Origin of the sequence: Rhodococcus sp. NPDC076796, from assembly GCF_040702765.1 — a bacterium.
GTDB lineage: Bacteria > Actinomycetota > Actinomycetes > Mycobacteriales > Mycobacteriaceae > Rhodococcoides.
This window is the reverse complement of record NZ_JBFBMS010000013.1, coordinates 1-18,549: the sequence shown is the minus strand read 5'-3', so window position 1 is coordinate 18,549 and position 18,549 is coordinate 1. Positions and strand designations below refer to the sequence as shown.

At 65.9% G+C, this 18,549-nt stretch carries 14 protein-coding genes; 1 reads left to right on the top strand and 13 read right to left on the bottom strand.

The genetic code is table 11. The annotated features are described in order from the left end of the window. Positions 1 to 2 precede the first annotated feature (2 nt). The 11 genes from AB0366_RS24450 to AB0366_RS24400 form a co-directional block, all read right to left on the bottom strand. Positions 3 to 1,577, bottom strand: coding sequence for a hypothetical protein (locus AB0366_RS24450; RefSeq protein WP_366246310.1), 1,575 nt, complete (start codon positions 1,575 to 1,577; stop codon positions 3 to 5). Positions 1,578 to 1,674: 97 nt separating this feature from the next. After that, complete coding sequence (locus tag AB0366_RS24445) at positions 1,675 to 3,945, bottom strand: hypothetical protein (RefSeq protein WP_366246309.1); 2,271 nt, start codon at positions 3,943 to 3,945, stop codon at positions 1,675 to 1,677. 35 nt (positions 3,946 to 3,980) lie between these two features. Continuing rightward, positions 3,981 to 4,724 carry a hypothetical protein gene (locus AB0366_RS24440; RefSeq protein WP_094619218.1) on the bottom strand — a complete coding sequence of 248 codons (744 nt, stop codon included), beginning with the start codon at positions 4,722 to 4,724 and terminating at the stop codon, positions 3,981 to 3,983. Positions 4,725 to 4,779: 55 nt separating this feature from the next. Then, positions 4,780 to 5,193: a hypothetical protein gene (locus tag AB0366_RS24435; RefSeq protein ID WP_366246308.1), complete on the bottom strand. Its 414-nt coding sequence runs from the start codon at positions 5,191 to 5,193 to the stop codon at positions 4,780 to 4,782. Between the two features lie 68 nt (positions 5,194 to 5,261). Then, complete coding sequence (locus AB0366_RS24430; protein WP_366246307.1) at positions 5,262 to 6,704, bottom strand: ParA family protein; 1,443 nt, start codon at positions 6,702 to 6,704, stop codon at positions 5,262 to 5,264. Between the two features lie 53 nt (positions 6,705 to 6,757). Next, on the bottom strand, positions 6,758 to 7,375 hold the full coding sequence (locus tag AB0366_RS24425) for a hypothetical protein (RefSeq protein WP_366246306.1): 618 nt from the start codon (positions 7,373 to 7,375) through the stop codon (positions 6,758 to 6,760). Beyond that, the gene (locus tag AB0366_RS24420) at positions 7,372 to 8,022 is read right to left on the bottom strand and encodes a hypothetical protein (RefSeq protein WP_366246305.1); all 651 of its coding nucleotides are present in this window, start codon (positions 8,020 to 8,022) and stop codon (positions 7,372 to 7,374) included. Before AB0366_RS24420 ends, AB0366_RS24425 begins: the two co-directional genes overlap by 4 nt. A gap of 55 nt (positions 8,023 to 8,077) precedes the next feature. Beyond that, positions 8,078 to 9,709: a peptidoglycan DD-metalloendopeptidase family protein gene (locus tag AB0366_RS24415; RefSeq protein WP_366246304.1), complete on the bottom strand. Its 1,632-nt coding sequence runs from the start codon at positions 9,707 to 9,709 to the stop codon at positions 8,078 to 8,080. A gap of 85 nt (positions 9,710 to 9,794) precedes the next feature. Beyond that, a complete protein-coding gene (locus AB0366_RS24410) occupies positions 9,795 to 11,969 on the bottom strand; it encodes a cutinase family protein (RefSeq protein ID WP_366246303.1) in 2,175 nt (724 codons plus the stop codon). A 3-nt stretch (positions 11,970 to 11,972) separates the two neighbouring features. Next, positions 11,973 to 12,641, bottom strand: a complete 669-nt coding sequence (locus AB0366_RS24405) for a hypothetical protein (RefSeq protein ID WP_366246302.1) — start codon at positions 12,639 to 12,641, stop codon at positions 11,973 to 11,975. 45 nt (positions 12,642 to 12,686) lie between these two features. After that, on the bottom strand, positions 12,687 to 14,015 hold the full coding sequence (locus AB0366_RS24400; RefSeq protein ID WP_366246301.1) for a hypothetical protein: 1,329 nt from the start codon (positions 14,013 to 14,015) through the stop codon (positions 12,687 to 12,689). Between the two features lie 1,565 nt (positions 14,016 to 15,580). On the opposite strand from AB0366_RS24400, the gene AB0366_RS24395 reads away from it, so the two are divergent. Further along, a complete protein-coding gene (locus AB0366_RS24395; protein WP_366246300.1) occupies positions 15,581 to 15,913 on the top strand; it encodes a helix-turn-helix transcriptional regulator in 333 nt (110 codons plus the stop codon). 945 nt (positions 15,914 to 16,858) lie between these two features. Here the strand turns inward: AB0366_RS24395 and AB0366_RS24390 are convergent. Both AB0366_RS24390 and AB0366_RS24385 read right to left on the bottom strand, forming a co-directional pair. Beyond that, positions 16,859 to 17,410 (bottom strand): ImmA/IrrE family metallo-endopeptidase, encoded by a 552-nt coding sequence (locus AB0366_RS24390; RefSeq protein ID WP_366246299.1) that lies wholly within the window; start codon positions 17,408 to 17,410, stop codon positions 16,859 to 16,861. Then, positions 17,407 to 18,318: a nucleoside hydrolase gene (locus AB0366_RS24385; protein ID WP_366246346.1), complete on the bottom strand. Its 912-nt coding sequence runs from the start codon at positions 18,316 to 18,318 to the stop codon at positions 17,407 to 17,409. Before AB0366_RS24385 ends, AB0366_RS24390 begins: the two co-directional genes overlap by 4 nt. Positions 18,319 to 18,549: the final 231 nt, after the last annotated feature.

Sequence of the window (18,549 nt, the reverse complement as noted above, 5' to 3'; positions counted from 1 at the left end):
GTTCATCGGGAGCGGGTCCATTTGGTGGCCGCGAGTCCGCGGCCGAGGGGCAAGGTGACGAATGCGGCGACGTCGTGGCGGTTGTCCTGCCATTCGATCTCGCCGATACCGCAGTCGTCGGCGGCCTGTTCGACGCGTGTGCACGCCCGCAGGGCGTCGTCTTCGTCGTGGCCGGTGACCGAGACGGCGAGGGTGTAGATCATTCCGTGGTGCCCGGTGCCGGGCTTGAGATCTTCACGGCGACGGGAGGATTCGCTGATCGCGACCTCCGATGCACCGTCGGTGATCTTTCCCTTGCGCTCTTCGGTGATCTGACGGGCCTTGTCCTGGGTGACGTCCTTTTTGGTTGCAGCGCGGGCCTTGGATGCCTCGACGAAGTCCATTCGTGCGGTGACCGTTCGGATGGTCGGTGCTGCGGGGATCTCGTCGTCGCCGGTGTCGGGTTCGACTCCGGTGAGCAGGGTCGCCAGCCACAGCGGGCCGACCTCGACCGGTTCGATGGCGCGGGTGGGGATGATGCCGACTCGGGTGTGCCATGTGCCGGCGACCTCGACCGATTCGTCCCGTCCGACGTAGGAGGGCCAGCAGTTGTCCCACCGGACGCCTCTGTGGGCGTCGAGGGGGTAGCTGGGGTCCTGGAATGCCCGCAGGACCGCGCAGGCGCGCTGTTCGCCGTAGACCTCCACTCGGCCCATTCCTGCGCGCTCGAGGGCGCTGACGGCGCGGGCGGTGTCATCGCGGATGACTTGGGCGATACCGCCGACAAGCGGGGCGTCCTTGCGTCGGGCGATGCGCGCGGCTTCGGCGAGGAACGAGGCCGATTTCGGGAAGATCAGCACCGCGTAGGAGCGGTGCTCTTCGGAGTACGGGCTCATGCGGTCGATGAGCTGTCCATAGGACCGGATCGCCGGAACCACGGCCATGTCGGGGTCGCCGGCCGCTATTTGTTCGGTGACCCAGTTCTCGTGCGGGACCATGTCGGCCGGGACGCTGCGGTGCAGCAGCTCCAGGCCGCGGACGAACGAGGACCGTTTGGCGAACCCGGCGAGTACTCGCCCGAACGCGGCCGAGGTGACCGCCCACGCGTCGTCGCCGCGCAGGCCTTCGGCCAGGCCTTGTTTCGCGATGAGAACGGAGTAGTAGTCGTTGTCGCCCGGGGTGCGGTGTTCGAGGATGAACATGTCGTCGAGGCCCGTTCCGGCCAGGTCGACCGGCTCGGTGCGGTACAGCGGAACCGGGATCGTCCACCCCGGATCGAGGGCGGGGTCGCCGTAGTGCGGATCGGAAGGTGAGACCCAGACGTGCTCGCCTCTCTTGCGGCGCTGCCGGTTTCGGATCGCTTTGACCTTGCGGGCCGCGTGGGACTCGTGCAGGCCGAAATCGAGTGTCGCGCAGAGGACGCCGCCGATCAGGACGGCATCGATCGCCAACGTCCACGTCGACTGCCCGACCATGAACAGCAGATACAGGGCCACCACCAGCGTGGCTGCCCACGCTGCGACGACCGGCTCGGGGAACGGGAGCACTCCCCGGCGCGCGGTCTGACGGCCGAGAATCGCCGACCGTGGCCCGCTCACCGCCGCGCCCCCCGCCGCGCGGTCGGCGTTGGGTGCGGACCGAACCAGCCGATGTCAGCCGTGGCGGTCATGGTCTCTCCGTTCGTGTTGTGGGACATCAGTTGTCGCTGTCGGGGTGTTCGGGTGCGCTCTGCGCGGCCGCTCCGGCTTTGTTCATCGCGGCCCCGGCCGAGGCGAGGGCGATCGGAGCGACGACGGTTGCGGCACCTGCGGCCATTCCTGCTGTCTTTCCGGCGGCGGCGAGCAGCCTGGATTCCGAGCCACCTGCTTTCGCGCCGCCGTGGCCACCGCTCTTGCCCGGTAGACCGCCGGACTTCGATGCGGTCTGGCCGCTCTGCTGACCGGCATGGGTGCTCGATGCCGACGAGCCGCTACCCGGCCGGGAACCGCCACCGCCGCCAGCACCGCTGCCGCCACCGACGCGGCCGGGTGCATCGGCGACACCGGCATTGCGCGAGGCCGCGCTCCCGCCGCCCCCGGTTCCTCCGCCGCCGCCACCGGCGCGCATCTGGTACATCCCGGCGCTCGATCCGATCATCTGACCCGTCGCCGACCCGCTACTGCCGAAGTCGGCGGAATCGGAGGCGCTCGGCAGGATCGGAGACCACTTGAGCAGCGCGAACGGGGCCAGTCCGATCATCACCAGGCACACGGCGATCGAGCCGAGGTCCCCGAGGGATTCGAGCTCGCCGTCGTCCGCGACCGCGCCGGCCGCGGAGATGTTGATGGCCGCGAAGATGGCGGCGAGCAGGACGAACATCAGAGGCTTCGAGAACACGATGCCCAGGAACACCATCACCGGGCGAAGGGCCTTCTTGCGCCAGGTCGGATGCACCCACATGCCGAATGCGATCGCCGAGACCACCGCGAGGATCGGCAGGGCGTTCGCGTGCATCAAGAACCCGAAGAACAGCGACAACGCGCCGAGGAACATCAGCCCGAACCCGACGATGGCACCGACGGCACCGCCGATCAGGGTGGTGTCGGTCAACGGGCCCAGGACCGAGGAGATGTTGTCGACCACCTCATCAGTGGAGCTACCGAGCCACGAGACCAGAGTGACCGAGAGCTCGTGTGCGAGCGAGATCAACAGCTGCGCGAACGAGGGCGCGAACAGCATCATCATCACGCCGGCCGGGGCATAGGCGAACAGGTCTTTGGCCAGCTCCATGGCGGGTCTGCTGCCGTCGGAAGATTTGTAGATCGCCAGCAGCACCATCAGCGCCATGACGAAGATGCCCAGACCCGTCGACATCGCGTAAACCTTGAGAAATTCGGGGTCGGTGGGGTTGAACTCCCCGACACCGGCGAGCCCGTGCAGGACCGATGTGGTGGTGCCGACGGCGGCGCTCTTGAGCTTGTTGGCCCAGGAGTCGATGACGTCGGAGGGGTCTTTGACGAAGGCGACGATGTCGCCGACCGTGCCGACCGTGTTGTCCCATACCCAGGAGAACCCGTCGACGTACATTTTGCCGACCTTGTACTGCGGGGTCGCCTTGAACGCCGACTCAAGGGTCTCGCTCAGGCGGTCACTGAAGCTGGTGTTCTGATCGATCCAGTTCATGGTGCCGCCGAACAGTTTTCCGATCCGGGTGTTCCATTCTCGGCAGGTCACCTCGTCGTCGCGGTCGGTTGCCTTGCTGCAGTTGACGTACATCGCGTGCATGCACAGCGATCCGGGCACTCCCTCGCCGCACGCGTCGGTCCAGGCCTGCTCGGGAACCTGGTCGGCGTTGGGCTGCGCCTGCATCTCGGCGAGCGAGGCCGTATCGGGAGTCGAAGCCCACTCGAAGCCCCAGGTGCTCGAAGTCTTGGTCGTCCACCGAGCGAGATCCTGTGCGCAGGTCGGGGCCGGCGGCGCCATCGAGGTATCGCCGGCGGGATAGACCGGCGGGTAGAACGATTCGAGCACCGCATCGTCGGTGATGGACAGCGCGGCCTTGCGGTTCTGCTCGACCCCGAGATCGACACCGGTGGTCTGCGAGCCGACCGCGCCGGCATCGATGAGGACACCGATCAGGACCGGGTCCTTGCGCACGGACACCGCGGCGGTCCACCGCGCGATGCGGTCGTTCTCGGTGGCCGTCCAGTACAGCAGGCGGCCTTCGTTGCTCATCACCGATCCGACGTACTGGCCCATGTCGCCGCCCTTGTCCTTGCAGGGCCCGGTGAACCACGGTGCTGCTTTGAACTCGTCGGTACCTGCGATGTATTTGCGGAGATCCGCAGGAAAGGTCTCGGGCAGCTTCTTCGCCGTCGTGGTCGCGGTCGATCCGCCACCGGGAACCGGTGCCGGAACAGCCGAGGGCTGCGCGGCCGCGGGCCACGCGAACCCGACGGCCGCAATGACCGCCACAGCGATCGTCAACAGAATCCTTCGCCACATCGCAGGCCGACCCTTCATCAGTTGACGTAGAAGGCGTAGAAGCCGTCCGCGGCCTGCTTTGCGAGGGAGGACTCATCGGCGGGGAACTGTGCTTCCTCGAGGGTGGGGCCGGACTTGTAGCTCCAGTCCTTGGCCTTCCAGTCGTCGTTCTCCCACACCATCGTCACGGTGGTGGTGGAGTAGATGGCCAAGATGCCGACTTTGTCGCTGTCCTGGCTGACCCGGCTCTGGCTCACTCCCATGCCCCAGACCGACACCGTCGCCGAATCCTGCGAGAAGTTCTCCACTGTGACGATCATCGGAACGCCGTTGACCGTGCCGCGCCCGGTCTCTTGGCGCTCGGACGAGACATCGAGGACCTCTGTCAACGCCGGTGTCGGTTCTGCCGCTACGGCAACGTCTTTGAGGCGCTGAGCATCGATGCGACCTGCGTAGGCTTGGCCGTTGGCTTGGGTGAAGTTCACCGCGGCGGTCTGGGCACCCGCTTGATCGCGGGTGTAGCCGGCAGGGACGCCGTCGATGGTGGTGGTCGGGCCGTGCGCGGCGCGGATCGCGTCGGCTCCGTCATCGGTGGAGCTCTCGCTCCCCCCGGATGTCAACACGACCACGGCAATCACGACGACGAACGCCACGGCGGCGGCGATCATCGCCAGTACCCACTTGGGCAGTCCGAACAGGCCCGATCCGGGCGAGCCGGACGCCGATCCCGTCGCGCTGGTGGTCGAGCCGGTACTGCCGACTGCGGAAAAATCTCGTGCCATGTCAGTTCTTCTTTCTCATCGAATGGGTTTGAGCCAAAACGTCGTTGGTGACAGGTCAGCCGGGATTGGCGACGAACATGATTGCGCCGACGATGACGCCGCCGATGGCCAGAGCGCCGACCGCGACCCCGGCGACTTTCGCCTCGCCCATCGAGTCGCTCATCTCCGCGCCGTAACCGCCGGCTTTCGCAGCGCGCATCTTGTACAGCGCGACAAGCAGTTTCACCGATGCGCCGGCGAGCAGAACACCCCAGATCGAGGCGGCGACCCGCGCCCACACGTTCTGGAAGGCCGGGCCGAGGAACTCGAACGACGGCTTGACACCGCTGATCGGGTTGAAGTCCTGGGCGGAGGCGGGGCCGGCGAAGACGACCGCGAGGGTGAGTGCGGCGGCGGTCATCGCTGCGGCCTTCCCTGCGCGACGAGCGAGGGTACGGCCACGGGTCGGGGTGGGAGGCGGTGTGGTCATCGGTAGCGTCCTTTCACTGCAAACAGTCAGTGGGGCAACAGGGTCGGATGGGGCGACGGGTTCGGTGGTCATCGGAACGGGTCCTCTCGGCTTGGTTGGTCTCGGGGTGGGACGGCTCGCGGCCGCCACTGCTCGCGGGGCGGGTGCCGGTCGTAGTCCTCGCCGTCGTCGTAGCTCTGCGGAGCGGGCTGCGGTACCGACTGCGGGGGTATCGAGTACGGGCGACGTGCTGGGCGGCGTTCGGCCTGCGAGGGGCGCGTGAACTCCTGTGGGGCGTACGCATCGGCGTATTCGGCGGTCCGCTCGTATGCGCGATCGGCGAGCCTGTCGGCGATTTCCGCTGCCACGTTGGTGTACGCCTCGACGGTGGCTCGGTTCAGCTCGTGATAGTGGATTCGCTCGCCGCTGGCGAACTTCGGCTCGTACGGCATCCGCATGATGCGTCCGACCCCGCCGATCGCCTCGAGCTCCTTCTCGAGCCAGCCTTCGAGCCGCAGTGCTGTGTCGACGGAGTCCTTGTCGCCGGGCAGGACGACGGTCAGGATCAGCGCCGATCGCACCAGGTGCTCGTAGCCGCGGGCGATGATGCCGTCGAGCATGTTCATCGTCAGGATCGCCATGTCGCGGCGCAGCGGAAGCGGGATGACCAGGATGTCGGAATGCTGCACGGCCCACTGCCAATTGCTGGCGGTGGCGTTGTTACCGGTGTCGACGATGATCAGGTCACGGTGACGGCGCAGCACAGCCATGAGCGCGGCGCATTCGTCCCACCCGATACCGCTCTGGCGGCTCGTCGAGCTGTCGGAGGCCAGGACCTCGTCGTGGGTGGGCTGCAGGCGCAGGTAGTGACCCAGGGTGCCCGAGACCGCGTCGGCGGAGGCCAGCGCGCGGGCGTTCTCGAGGATGTCCCACGGTCCGAGTTCGGGGTCGGTGGTGCGGTCCGCGCGATGGCCGAGAGTTCCGGAGTTCTCGCACGCATCCCAGGCGACGACTCCCCGGCCGCGGTGAGTGCCGAAGGTGTTCGCCAGCGCGGTGGTGGTGGAAGTCTTGCCGGCGTCGCCCTTGAGGCCGATGACCGAGACGATCATGCATCCCGGGAGCGGCTGCTGGACTCGCCGCACCGACTGCCGGAACCGGGCTTCGGCGGAATCGGGTAGGGGTGGGCGGGTCAATCCCAACGCGGCGTTGACCCGGCCGCGTAGTCCCCAGAGGGCGGGGCGCTTGTCGAGATCGGCGGTCTCGGAGTCGAAGTCGCGGCCGCCGTACTCGGCAGGGACGTCGATAACAGGTTCTTCGTTGGCGGCCAACGCATCCTGACCCACTTGGTAGGGGTCGGCGAACACCTCGTCGCCCGTGAGCTCGGTTGGTTGCGGCTCGCCGTCATCGTCGGTGGGTTCGGGGGCGGCAGGCTCGGGGGCGCTCTGGCGGCGCAGGCGTTGCTTGCGGAGGTCGACGGCGGTTTCGGCTTCGTAGTTCTCGCGGTGCTCGCTGTACGGGTCAGGAATGCTCATCGGAGTTCCTTTCGGGGAGGGGGCGGATCCGGGGTGTGCTGCGCGGTCATCGGTCACAGTTGTTGCACCGCATCGACTTTCCAGCGGCCGTCGTCGCCCGTGACGAGGACGGCGACCTGGACGGTGTCGACGCCGGCGACCGAGCCGTCGGCTGCGATCGCGGTCTGCTCGACCTGGTACATCCGGTGCACAGCGCTCGCGGTGTCGATCGCGCCCTGGTTGGGCACGTTGGACACCGTCGGCCAGACCTGGGCGTCGCGGGCGGCCCATTCGAGCCACTGACCGCCCGGGCTCCCGGTGGGGGTGGTGGCGAGGAGCTGCTCACGGAAGCGGTCGGTCAGAGCGGACCCGGCGCGGGCGGCGGCGTCGTTCGGGCCGGCGTCGACGGTGGTGTTCCAGGTGAACCATGTGGTGACCACCGCATCGGCGACCGCGACAGGATCGCTGTCGTCGACGCCGGCCAGGGTGTCCGGTACCTGGGCGGGAGTGGTGGCCGGCGGGCGGTTCTGGGTGGCGCTGGGGGCCGCGCCGGGGGTCCACTGCTGCGCCGGTGCACCTGCGGTGGTGGTGGTCGGCGACGGTGCGGCGGTGTCGGTGGACGAGCAACCCGCGGCCAGGCCGACCGCGACCAGGAGGGCGGCGGCGATGGCGGCCTTGCGTGCGGCGGTCACGACGGGTCCTCGTCGACGAACAGGTCCGAGAGCCGGATCGCTTGCCAGGCCTGGAATCCGGTTTCCTCGCACCAGTCGATTGCGCGGTTGTCATCGGTGATGTCGAGTTCGAGGGAGACCCCGTGGCTGGCTGCGACGCCCGCCAGTGCCGTTCCGTCGACGTGAGGGTTGCTGATGTGGAGCAGCAGGCGCACCGCGTCGACGCCGGCGTCTTCGCGGGCTTTGCCGGCGAGGAAGATCGCTTTCCCGGCCGCGGAGTCGTCCGCGGAGGTCTGGTTGCCTTTGCGGAATACCGAGTCGTTGCGGTGGAAGGTGCCGTACCAGGCGGCGTCGTCGACCGGTCCGAGGACGGCGAAGCTGCCGCGGTCATCGCCCGCTGCGAACAGCTCGATCAGCGGTGCATTCTCTGCGGCGGCGGCGATTTCGTTCTTGCGGGTGATCGCTTCACGCTCGCGGAGCTCGTCGTAGTCGATATCGAGTTGTTTGACGAGTTCGCGTTTGATCTTCGGCCACATCGAGCGTGCGAACAGGTTGTTCTCCTTCGCCCACGCCCGCAGGTCCGCGCTGGTGTAGTCGCGCAGGGTGTCGGCGGCCGAGTGCACTGCGGCCGCTGCTTGCTCCCATTCGGTTGCTGCCGAAACGGTCATCTTGGGGTTCTGCCTTTCATCGGTGGACGGGTAGGGCGGGCATTCAAGCGTGTTGTCAGACAAAGCGTTTGGCTTTCAGTCCGGACGCGGGCGGGGTCCAGGGCGAGATCTTCACGACGTCTCCGGACTGGGGAGCTTCGACGACGGTGTTCGCACCGATCCAGATGAAGATGTGTCCGGAGTGGGGTTGGATGACGTCGCCCGGTCGCAGGTCGGCGGGGTTGGCGATCGTCGTTCCGCGGGAGTCGGTGATCTGGGCCGAATCGAGGTGCGGGAGCACGATGCGGCCCGCGGTGGCCTGGGCGACGGCGTATTTGACCAGACCGGAGCAGTCGAAGCCGACCTTGGCGAAGTCTCCGTACATATCGGCGACCCCGCCGTCTCGGGTGCCGACGGTCGGTCCGTGCTCGTCGCCTCCGCCCCAGGCGTAGGGGGTCCCGAGCCACCGGGTTGCGGCGTCGACGACCGCCGATCCGGACGACGGACCGCCGGGAACGATCGCCGCGACCGGTGCGGTGAACTCCTCGATCGCGAATTCGCGGATGTTGGTGATGTAGCCCTGGGTTTCACTGTTGGCGCAGGTGTGGCCCTGGGAGAGAGTGGCACCGGGGCCGCAGTTGTACATCGACAGCGCCAGATCGACGACGTCGCCGGTCAGCCGGCCATCGGCGAGGCCCTTCTTCGACAGCTCGACCATCTTGCAGTCGTAGGAGGCCATCGACATCACCGCGTCCGCGACCGAGTTCATCTCCCGCTTGCCGTCGCCGTCTCCGTCGACGCCTTCCTGCTCCCAGGTGGCGGGCAGGAACTGTCCGGGCCCGGTGGCACCGGACCGGACGTTGTAGGCGTTGACGTCGAACTTGCTCTCCTGCTTGAACTGCCCGGCAATGAGCGGGGCGGTGATCTCCGGGCAGGTGGCCGCTGCTCGGACGATCCACGGCTCGAATTCCGGTGGGACACTGCCTGGTTTGAGGTCGGAGCCGCCGATCGCGGGGCGGGCGCATCCGGCCCCGCCGATCGGGCGGACCGAGGCGGCATTGACGATCGCCGGGGACGAGGCGGCCGCGGTGTCCGGGGTCGTAGGGGCGGCTGGTGTGGGTTCGGCGGCACCGGCGAGCCAGGGTTGCGGGTCGGTCGGTGTTCCCGCGCCGTCGGGCAGTCGCCCGCCCTGCCAGACCTCGAAATGCAGGTGTGGGCCGGTCGATCCGCCTTCGTTGCCGATGCCGGCGATATGTTGACCGGCGGTGACCTGATCGCCCTTCTTCACGGTGATCGTGTCGGCGCTCATGTGGCCGTAGACGGTGGACAGTCGCTGGCCGTCGATGGTGGTGTCGATGATGACCCAGTTGCCGAACCCCGCTGCCGGACCGGCTTCGGCGACGGTTCCCGAGGTAGCCGCGTAGATCGGGGTGCCCAGGGGTCCGGCGAAGTCGACGCCGCGGTGCATCGTGCCCCACCGAGGACCGAAACCCGAGGTGATCTCGTAGGTTCCGGCCAGCACGGGTTGGGTCTTGTTGCCCGGTCCCGGTGCCACCTGCCCGGACACCGGGGCTGTGGGCAGGCAGTCGTCGATCTTCTTCGGGTTGTCGCTGCCCAGCACCAGGCCACCGACCAGCATCACCGCGGCCGCGATGATCGCGGCCCCGGCCTTCATGCCGGTCTTGGTGGAGCTGGACTGCGTGCCCATTGCCGAATGTCCTTCATCTGGTGGTGAAAATGCGGTGTGAATATGCGGTGTTGTGTTCTGGCAGAACAGGTGTCGGGTGCCGGAGTCAGCCTCCGATTGCGTCGGTGTAGATCTCGACCATTTCCTGCAGGGCGGTGCGCTTGCCGTCGACGAGCCACTGGCCGTAGGACTCGTGCACCCGCGAGCCCAGGAAGCTCGCTGCGGTTACCCCGGCGTCGACGACCTGCCCCAGAGCTGCGGCGTCCGGGGACGTGACCGTCGCCAAGGCCGAATTCCCGAGTCCGACAAGGTCGCTGCTCTGCGCTTGGGTGCTCATCAGCGCGGTCATCGCATCGGTGGGTGCGTGCAGTTGGTCGGCGGACATCTTCTGGCTCGGCATCAGGACACCGAGCGCGACGTTGGCGAGATCGATTCCGATGGGCAGCAATTGACCGAGAGCGAGGAGGTTTCCGGTCTCGACGACCTGCCATGCGACCTCTTGGAGCTGGCCGACGTCGCGGGCGAGGCGGATGACGTCGACGTTCGCCAGCAGACCCGCCACCATCGACGTCGCTGCTGCGGTGCCGGACGGGTCCGGAATCAGGCTGATCAACCGCGCGATCGAGGACAGGTCGACACCGGCAGCCATCTTCACCAGCGGAGAGAGCTGATTGTTCAGCTCACCCGACACTCGGTGCGCTTCTTTGATGTTGCCCGAGAGCAAGAATCCGGGGAGGGCTTGCAGGTTCGCCGCGACGCCGTTGTAGTCGACCGACGTCACCCCGGTCACCACGCCGAGAACCTGGTTGATGATCGTGACCGGCTTGATGGCGGACAGAACCGATGTCGCGGTCGCCAGCTGATCGGCCGGGGTGCTGGCCAGCGGAGACACGCTCGTGCTCAACGTCTGCGCGGGGCCGGACAAGGCCGCGAACGTGCTCGCAGCATCGGTGGGGACCGCGCCGGCCGCTGACGGGGCCGACCCGCTCAGAGCCGATGCCCCCGACAGGACGCTGCTCGCCAAGCTCACGACCTGGTCGGCGGCACCGACGATCTTCGGGATGTCGATCTGATCGAGCGCGTCGACGACTCCGCTGGTCGCTGCTTCCGGTGACCCTTCGGCCGCGGTGCGCAGGCCGTCGCGGGCGGCGGGGTTCGCTGCCATCCACGACTGTGTCTGGGCGACCGGTGCGAACGTGCCGGACAGGAGCTTGGCCTGCTGGCCGATCTCGGCGATGTCGAGAGCCGACGAGGTCGAGGTCGGAGCGCCGGCGTTCTGCAGCTTGTCCACCGACGCTGCCAGCGAGGACGCGGCACCGGGTGCAGCGGAGAGGTCGGCGAATCCGTAGTCGGAGGTGACTGCGTCCAGGAACGACGACGCACCTGCACCTGCACCTGCGCCGGTGGCTGTCGCGGCTCCGGGGGTCGAGGACGTCGACGGAGTGGGGGTGCTTTCGGTGGCGCTGGTCGAGGTGGGCTGCGTCGATGTTGCGGTGGACTGGCCTGTCGCGGTTGCTGCGGTGGATTGGCCGGTTGCGGTGGCTGTGGTCGCGCCGGTGCCGGGTGTGACGGTGGCTCCGGCTGCTGTTTCGACGGTGCCGGGTGGGTTGGCGAGGATGCGACCGAGCGAGGCCAGGAAGGAGTTCGAGGACGTTTCGGTGTTGCAGTACTTGTCGTCGGGGTGGCAGATGTCGAAGACCTTCCCCGACAGGGCACCGAATCCGCGGGCGTCGGGTCCTCCGATTCCCTGACCGGCGAGGGTGGGACCGACGACCTTCGCACCTGCGGTGCCGCGCTTGGGGTTGGCCAACAGTGCGACCGCCAGTACCGAGGCCGGCGGAGTGGGTCCGGACCCGGTCCCGATATCGACCGCGACGTCGTTGGCGATCTGAGCGCCCTGGGAGTAGCCGCCGATGACGAATTTCGAGCCGGGGCAGCGAGTGAGGGCGTCGACCGTGGCCCGATCGCCTTCGGTCTTGGAGGTCGCGTACGTCATGCCCGACTGGAGGAACGCCTGTGCCGGGTAGGAGGGGTAGACGACCTGGATCTGAGATCCGTAGCGGCGCTGCAACTCCTGGCCGACTTGTCCGAGCATCCCGGCCGGTTTGGTGGGGTCGGCATCGGCGCGGGTCTCGGTGGTTCCCGGTGCCAGGACCGCCACGTATCGCGCACACGGCGACCCGGTTGCGGGTGCGGCGGAGGCGACCGGGACCACGAGGACGAGTCCGGTGGCCACGGTGGCGGTCAGGGCGGCGAGTCGGACGGAGACGGCACTGCGCATGGTCTATTCCCCTACTTCGGTGATCGATTCGATGAGATGACGCCCGTCGACCACGGAGGTGGTGACGCGCTGGGTTCGGTACTTCGGGCCGGGTGTCCCGTCGGGTTGAACGAGACTGACGGTGAGGGTGAACAGCCCAGGCAGAACCGGATCGAGGTCGAGGCAGTACGTCGAGCCGACCGGAGTCGCGGCGATACCTGCATCGAGGTTCGCCACGCTGGTGAACGGCGGGGCGGCCGGAGAGATGAGCTCGAACGCGGCAGCGCCGGACCGTTCGACGTACAGGCGGTGCTCGAATGCCCTGATGGCGTTCTCGCCGCTGTCCTGCCCGCCCGCGGGCATCGAGCAATCCCCCTGCGCGGACTCGGCAGGAGCAGACGTCGGTGAGCTCTCGTTGGGAGCTGAGGTGTCGGTGGACGTCGACGGCGCGGACGTGATCAGTGCATCGGCCGGCAGTGGGCCCTGCGCGGGTTCCGGGTCGTCACCGGTGGCCACGATGACGCCGGTGACGACCGCGGCGACCGTGACAGCAGCGCCGCCGAACAGCAGGGCTGCTCGGCGACGACTGCGGCCACGGGATCCGGATGCGGCGCGCGGTGGTTGTGGACGTCTCGGAGACCGGCTCGGGCCGGTGGCGCTGACGATCGACGAACCGTGGTGCTCACGCGCCATGAGGGTGAATCCTTTCGGGGAGAGATGAATCCGGGGAGAGAGCGGTCACGCAGGGGCGAAGGCGGCGTTCAATCCTGCGAGCGCGGCGTTGGCCTGATCGACGATCGGTGCGGCTGCGGTGTTGACCGCCGCGACGGTGTCGGCGACGGCAGGCTGCTCGAGGGCCTTCGAGGTGAACCCCTGCGCTGCTTCGACGGCCGGTGCGGTCCACACCGACGCATCGCTGACGGCCTTGTCGACGATCGGTGCAGCGTTCTGGACTGCCGTGTCGGCGGCCGCGAGAACCTGGCGGCCGTTCGGATCGGCGGCGAGAGTGTCGCGAACCTGCCCGACGGGTCCCGGGAGATCGACGGTCGCGGCCGGTGGGATCTCTGGAACGCTGTCGGCGGCCGGGGGAACCACCGCGGGCGCGGGCTCTTCGATGATCTGCTGTTCGCCGCCGAGAACGGTGGCACCGAGGACACCGCCGATGACAGCTCCCGCGCCGGTCAGGCCCAGCACGATCGGTGCCGACAGGGCAGCACCGACGCCGGCACCGGCAAGTGCTGCCGCACCGGGAACGAAGATGTACCCGATCGGTCCGGCCGGAAGAACTGCGACAGCACCCGCAGTTGTTGCCGCAAGTCCGAGCGCGCCACCGATAGCGGCACCGGTGCCGGTGATCACTGCGGCCGGGGCGACGGACGCCGAGAGGCCGACCGCGCCACCGGTGATGACACCGGTGGCGGTACCGGCCGCGATGCGGTCAGCACGAGGTGCATCGGCGAAACCGTTGTCCACGAGCCAGTTACCACCGTCGGCTTGGATTGCCTGGGTGGTGTTGTTGAACTGCTCGACAAAATTGCGGTCTACGATGTTCGGGTCGTACGGAACGAGTTCACCGCCGACGAGGAAGTAACCGTCAGGTGCGTCGATCGGGGCGATGACCTTGCGCTGCACCGTCGGGACCGGCGGCGGGGGCGGCGGAGTCGCCTGCAATGCCGGGGGTGCTTCGCTCGGGGCGGCCTGCGGAGCAGGGGCTTCGTAGTAGGTGTTCTGGTAGTACGAGGACTGCTGGTTACCGGCCAGGTAGTCGTCATAGCTACGCGACGGGGTTTGCTGGACCTGTGGTGAGGGCTGGTAGCCGGGTAGGTACTGGCGTTCTTCCGGTGCGGCCGGCGGCGGGGTGGCCGGAGCCGTTTGCGGTGTGCCGGTGACGCCCGGCTGCGATTCCTGTGGGGCGATGACGCCCGGCTGCGAGGGTGCGGCCTGCGCGGGAGCGGCCTGCATGGTCAGGCCTGCGATCGTCACCGCAGCCATGGCGGGCAGCGATTTGATCACCCGCCCTCGCGTGTTGGATGAGCGGTGGTGTCCGGTGCCCGGTGTTGCTGGCATTGTGTGTCGATCCCTTCCTGGTGCGACCCGATGGTCGGGTCGTTCTGGTGAATGCGATTGCGGAGCAACCGTTCTGGCGACAATTGGTTCTAAATGAAGTGAGTAGAGAAGGCGGATGGGTGCGTGCGATCCATAGGTTGTGGGCCAGTCGCACGCACCCATCACGTGCTAGAGGCTCAGAGCCAGCCGAAGACCACCGACCAGAACCAAGGCTGCTGAAAAAGCCACATCGGGTATCGGAATCCTTTCTGTGAGAACGGGTGTGAGTTCGAGGGGTGATGTCCCGGCGGGGCCGCGCAGCGCTGAACATGATGAAATGCGCTCACTGCGCGACCCTCGCGCCGGTCCACCGGTCGAGCTACAGGGCGTCGGGGAGCTCCTGTAGCTCACGAGTGGGGTATCCGGGGGGAGCCCACTCGGGTCAGGGGTCAGGCTGCGGTGTGCGGCGGGGAGTCGCGTACGGGTGAGATGTCGGCGTCGGTCCGCCATGCTGCAAGAACCACGCGGGGGTCTTCGTCGCAGCGCATTTCGTGGCGCTGCCCGCCGTGGTCGGCGGGGAGGGAACACACGGCCAGGCCATGGACTCCGCTGTTGATGGCCGAGCAAAGAGGGGGCTCACACCCTGAGTTGAGGTGTAACAGGGTGCCTAGGTGGGAAGATGTCATAGCAGTCCTCCGAACGGACCGCGGTTTGTCGCGGCTAGAGCTGGGTATTGACCCTGACCTACCTAGATCAGTGGTTATCGTCGTGCGTGACAGTGGAAGGGCTCGCTGGATGACTGCAGACCGGAAGAGGCGGCGATGGTGAAGTGAGTGCATTACTCGCCATGCAAAGCACCTCTATTCTGTGAGCCTGACGAAAGGATGAGGACCTATCCACCGCACTAATATAACGCTTACATATAAGTACGTCTACCTGCCCGGGGGAAACCCCTTCCAAGGCCATGTCTGACGGTCAGTACCTTGCGGACGTCGTTCACAAGCGACGCAAGGAATTAGGTCTAAGTCTTGCCGCCGTGGTGGAACGCGGTGGGCCTTCTGAACCGACAATGGTGAGGATCGAGAGTGGGCGAACCCCGCCCTTGCGAGCGCCCACCTTTCGCAAGCTTGACCAGGCGCTGAATTGGCAGGCGGGCAGCGCCATGAGCGTTTACGCAGGTGGAGAACCGCTTAACGAAGCCGGCGACGAACGTGGCCCTGCGCTTCGAAGCGGAGAGCTGCGGGTTGCTGTGGGCTCGTTGACCGCACTTGTCGAAGCCGCCAACTCGATCACTCATGCCGCGAGAATCTACGAGCCGGTGGGCGGTGCACTTACGGACGCTATCGCTGAGCTCAGAAGCGCATTGTCGCCTCTGGTGGGGCGTGTCGTATCGGCAATGCTGGCTTCAAACGCGTCCGACGGTCTTCCTGCGGCGCGCGTGGCACAGGCAATCGAGGCTTTCATGTCTCGGCCCGCCGACGATGAGACGCCGGCCCGGACAGCGGCCAACAAGGAAAGGCGGCGGCTGCACTCTCAGGTATCCTCCAGTTCCGAAGATCGCCCTGCGGTGGGAGGAGGGTCCAGCGATGACAAAGCCACTGATGTCTCCGGCTGATCGAGTGCGATGCGCACTGCATGCACTGGGCATCACATCCGCCGAGGTAAGCAGGCGGACGGGGTGCAGTGTCGAGGCTGTGGAATCGGGCCACCTGGAGAACGACGAGCTTGAGAGGCTCGCTGATCATCTTGGGCTGGCTGTTGAATGGTTCTACGGAGAGAGACCTGAAATGGATGAGAGGTTTCTGTTTCTGGAGGCGGTGGTCACCGCCGGCCCCGGGCAGCTCAAACTTCGAGGGAAGGCGCTGCCCGCTTCGGATCTGCCGCGCGAGCCAGACGAAGAACCTCGCCGGGACCGCTAGCAGAGGACCCCAGGCCGGTTGTGCCACTTTCGGCGTGATGCAGGATCACCAGAGCGTCAATGCACTCGGTGACCATTCTTACTACGGCCTCGTCGCGATCGAGTGGTGATGTCGGTATCAACCGTACTGAGGGGACTTCAGTTACGAGCCTCCTCCAGACGATCGGCAGCCCACGCATCGCGGATGCCAGGTCGCTGTCTTCTCCGCGTCGACGTGCGAACCAATTAATAAGTCCTACAATAGAGACAATTGTGATTCCGAGCGTGAAATACGCGAAGAGGTTTCCGTTGCTATCTCGTTGAAGCCTCTCAGCTGGACCAATTCTGCCGGTGGCGCTTGCAATGGCGTACCAGAGCAGGCTCAACGAATTCAGACCTGTTGTGACGAAAATAGCGAGGGTCGTGAGACTCAATGCTCCGGGCGGTCTTTCCGCACGCTGGTGAGACCGTAGCGCGGCAACAACACGCGTTAGGGCATAGCCGTCGGCACACAGTATTGCTCCCGCATAAACCGAAAAGTAAACGATAGACCACCCGGGGCTAGCTAGTTCTATCGCTCCTGTGCGGTCGTCGGCCACAAGGTCTATTCCAATCAACAGCAACGATGTAGCGCACCAACACCCTACTACTCGCACGATCATGCGATTCGCGGCCCGACGAGGTTGACCCTCCCATGTCGTTTCTGCGTCCCGTACAGCAGCAAAAGCGACAAAGGCGGCGGCGACGGTAAATATCTGTGCGAGGACGCGAACTGCCCGAGCGTCCAGAACGTCGGTCAATAGGTCGTTGACCAGACCCATCTTGATAAGGTCAGCGGCGCAGAAGCAGGTGACGAGTAGGGTAAACCAGCGCGCCTGCCGCGTCCGCATGAAGATGCTTCGAGCGATAATTGATGTTAGTGCAAGTGCAACTATTGCCAAGTCCAAGTACAACGGTATTGTATTCTTCATCTTGTACCCATGAACGTCGTTACAATTGATGAGTTTGATACCCAGCGCTGGTATGCACTAAGGGTGTTGAAGTCATCATCGGAAGCCAGTGTTAACACCAGAAGTTTGCTCGCGAGCGTTTCTGCTGCCTGTTCCTCAGGTGAGTCGTAGTTCGAGGATTCAGTGTTGGGTTCGTCTTTGAATCCTGCCCGCTCCAAGGCTTGGATTACCATGCTTTCGGGCAGACCGGCGAACAGTTGCAGGATGTCGCGGATCCTCGGAGAGTTGGCGCGCTCGCAAGTGTGGCGGAGTAATAGATGTGCGAGCTCGTGTGCGATAACGATTCGCTGCCGCCATTCTCCGCCGTCCCGAGAGTAGTAGATCGTTGCATCTCGCCCGCTATCGCTGACGGCTCCGCTGACAGAACTCAATCCAGGTAGGGCACGAACCGTGATCTGTTTCCCCGTCACCTGCTCGGAGTAGTCGACCAGCGCTTGGATCGTGCGCGCGCGGTGTCGGACTGCACCTCTGAGAATCCTCTGCACCTCGAATCGATCGCGGAGTCTCACTCGTCGAACGCCTTTCGTATGAGATCGTCCACCGTGGGCAACCTAGGTGGTGCAATCACAAAGCGCTGGGCCGACTCCAAATCTGACGATGTCCGCCGGCCGCGCAGCACTTCCGATCCAGCTACGGAATCGATTATCGGGTGGGCGGAGGCGCTAGCGACAGACTGTGGTGCGAGGAGGACGGTAGCGGCAACTGTGTCGTGGGCCGGGACCCGCCATCCTGGCCCGACCTCGTCGTAACCGTACGAGCTCGCTCGCGCTCGTCCGTACCCCTCGCTGATGGAGAGAAGGTTGAGACCCAAACTGGAGTTACCGAACGAGCGAGAGTTCAGCAGGACGTGCCGGGTCACATCGATGCCAACCCAAGTGACGGGAAGAGCGCTTGCCGCGATCTCTGCGGTTGCTGCTGGATCGTGTCGCGTGTTTGTGTCACCGGACTCATCAAGCCAAGCTGACCGCGTAGCTAAGCCTTGTCCCCCCATTATCACCACCTGTTCCAACGACAACATGGCTTCCGGGTCCAGTCGGTAAGCCGCTGCGACATTCGTCAACGGTGCTATGGCAAGCAGCCGACCGGCTCTCCCCGCAGCTCGGGCGAACTCAACGATGGATTGTGCGGCTGAATAGTCCATCGTCGAAGCCGGCATCGGCGCGAGGCCGACGGCGTCTCCCAGTCCGTCACGACCGTGGACGTCCGAGGGCGTCCACGATGACGGAGGCACCGCGTTATTGGGGACTATCGGAATCGAAGTTGCGCCGGTCTGGCGGATTATGTAATCGGCGTTCGCGGCCGCCTGCAACGCAGTGCAGTTTCCCCACGTAGTCGTCACGCTGCGCAGGTTGCCCAGCCTCGCCGCCACGGCAAGAGCAAGGGCGTCATCGACGCCGCAATCCGTATCGACGTGCACCTGGCCCCGAAATGTGTCCGTCACTCCTCTATGTTAGTGCTATGTATGTAAGGGGCGGCAAGTGTTGAACCGCTGACCGTAGACATTTAGGCCTGAGGCGTTCTACGGGACTCGCCCGCGTTATCAATAACGACAATTACCGGTAACGCAACGTATTAGATGGCGACGAGTTCGGGCTGGATGCCGGGCCTGCGTGTACGCGAGCTGCGAGAATCTGTGAGCCTGGCGCGT

Bases quoted from the DNA above. Each gene is read 5' to 3' on its own strand.
- AB0366_RS24440 (WP_094619218.1), bottom strand. From the start codon at position 4,724: ATGGCACGAGATTTTTCCGCAGTCGGCAGTACCGGCTCGACCACCAGC.
- AB0366_RS24435 (WP_366246308.1), bottom strand. From the start codon at position 5,193: ATGACCACACCGCCTCCCACCCCGACCCGTGGCCGTACCCTCGCTCGT.
- AB0366_RS24430 (WP_366246307.1), bottom strand. From the start codon at position 6,704: ATGAGCATTCCTGACCCGTACAGCGAGCACCGCGAGAACTACGAAGCC.
- AB0366_RS24420 (WP_366246305.1), bottom strand. From the start codon at position 8,022: ATGACCGTTTCGGCAGCAACCGAATGGGAGCAAGCAGCGGCCGCAGTG.
- AB0366_RS24415 (WP_366246304.1), bottom strand. From the start codon at position 9,709: ATGGGCACGCAGTCCAGCTCCACCAAGACCGGCATGAAGGCCGGGGCC.
- AB0366_RS24410 (WP_366246303.1), bottom strand. From the start codon at position 11,969: ATGCGCAGTGCCGTCTCCGTCCGACTCGCCGCCCTGACCGCCACCGTG.
- AB0366_RS24405 (WP_366246302.1), bottom strand. From the start codon at position 12,641: ATGGCGCGTGAGCACCACGGTTCGTCGATCGTCAGCGCCACCGGCCCG.
- AB0366_RS24400 (WP_366246301.1), bottom strand. From the start codon at position 14,015: ATGCCAGCAACACCGGGCACCGGACACCACCGCTCATCCAACACGCGA.
- AB0366_RS24395 (WP_366246300.1), top strand. From the start codon at position 15,581: ATGACAAAGCCACTGATGTCTCCGGCTGATCGAGTGCGATGCGCACTG.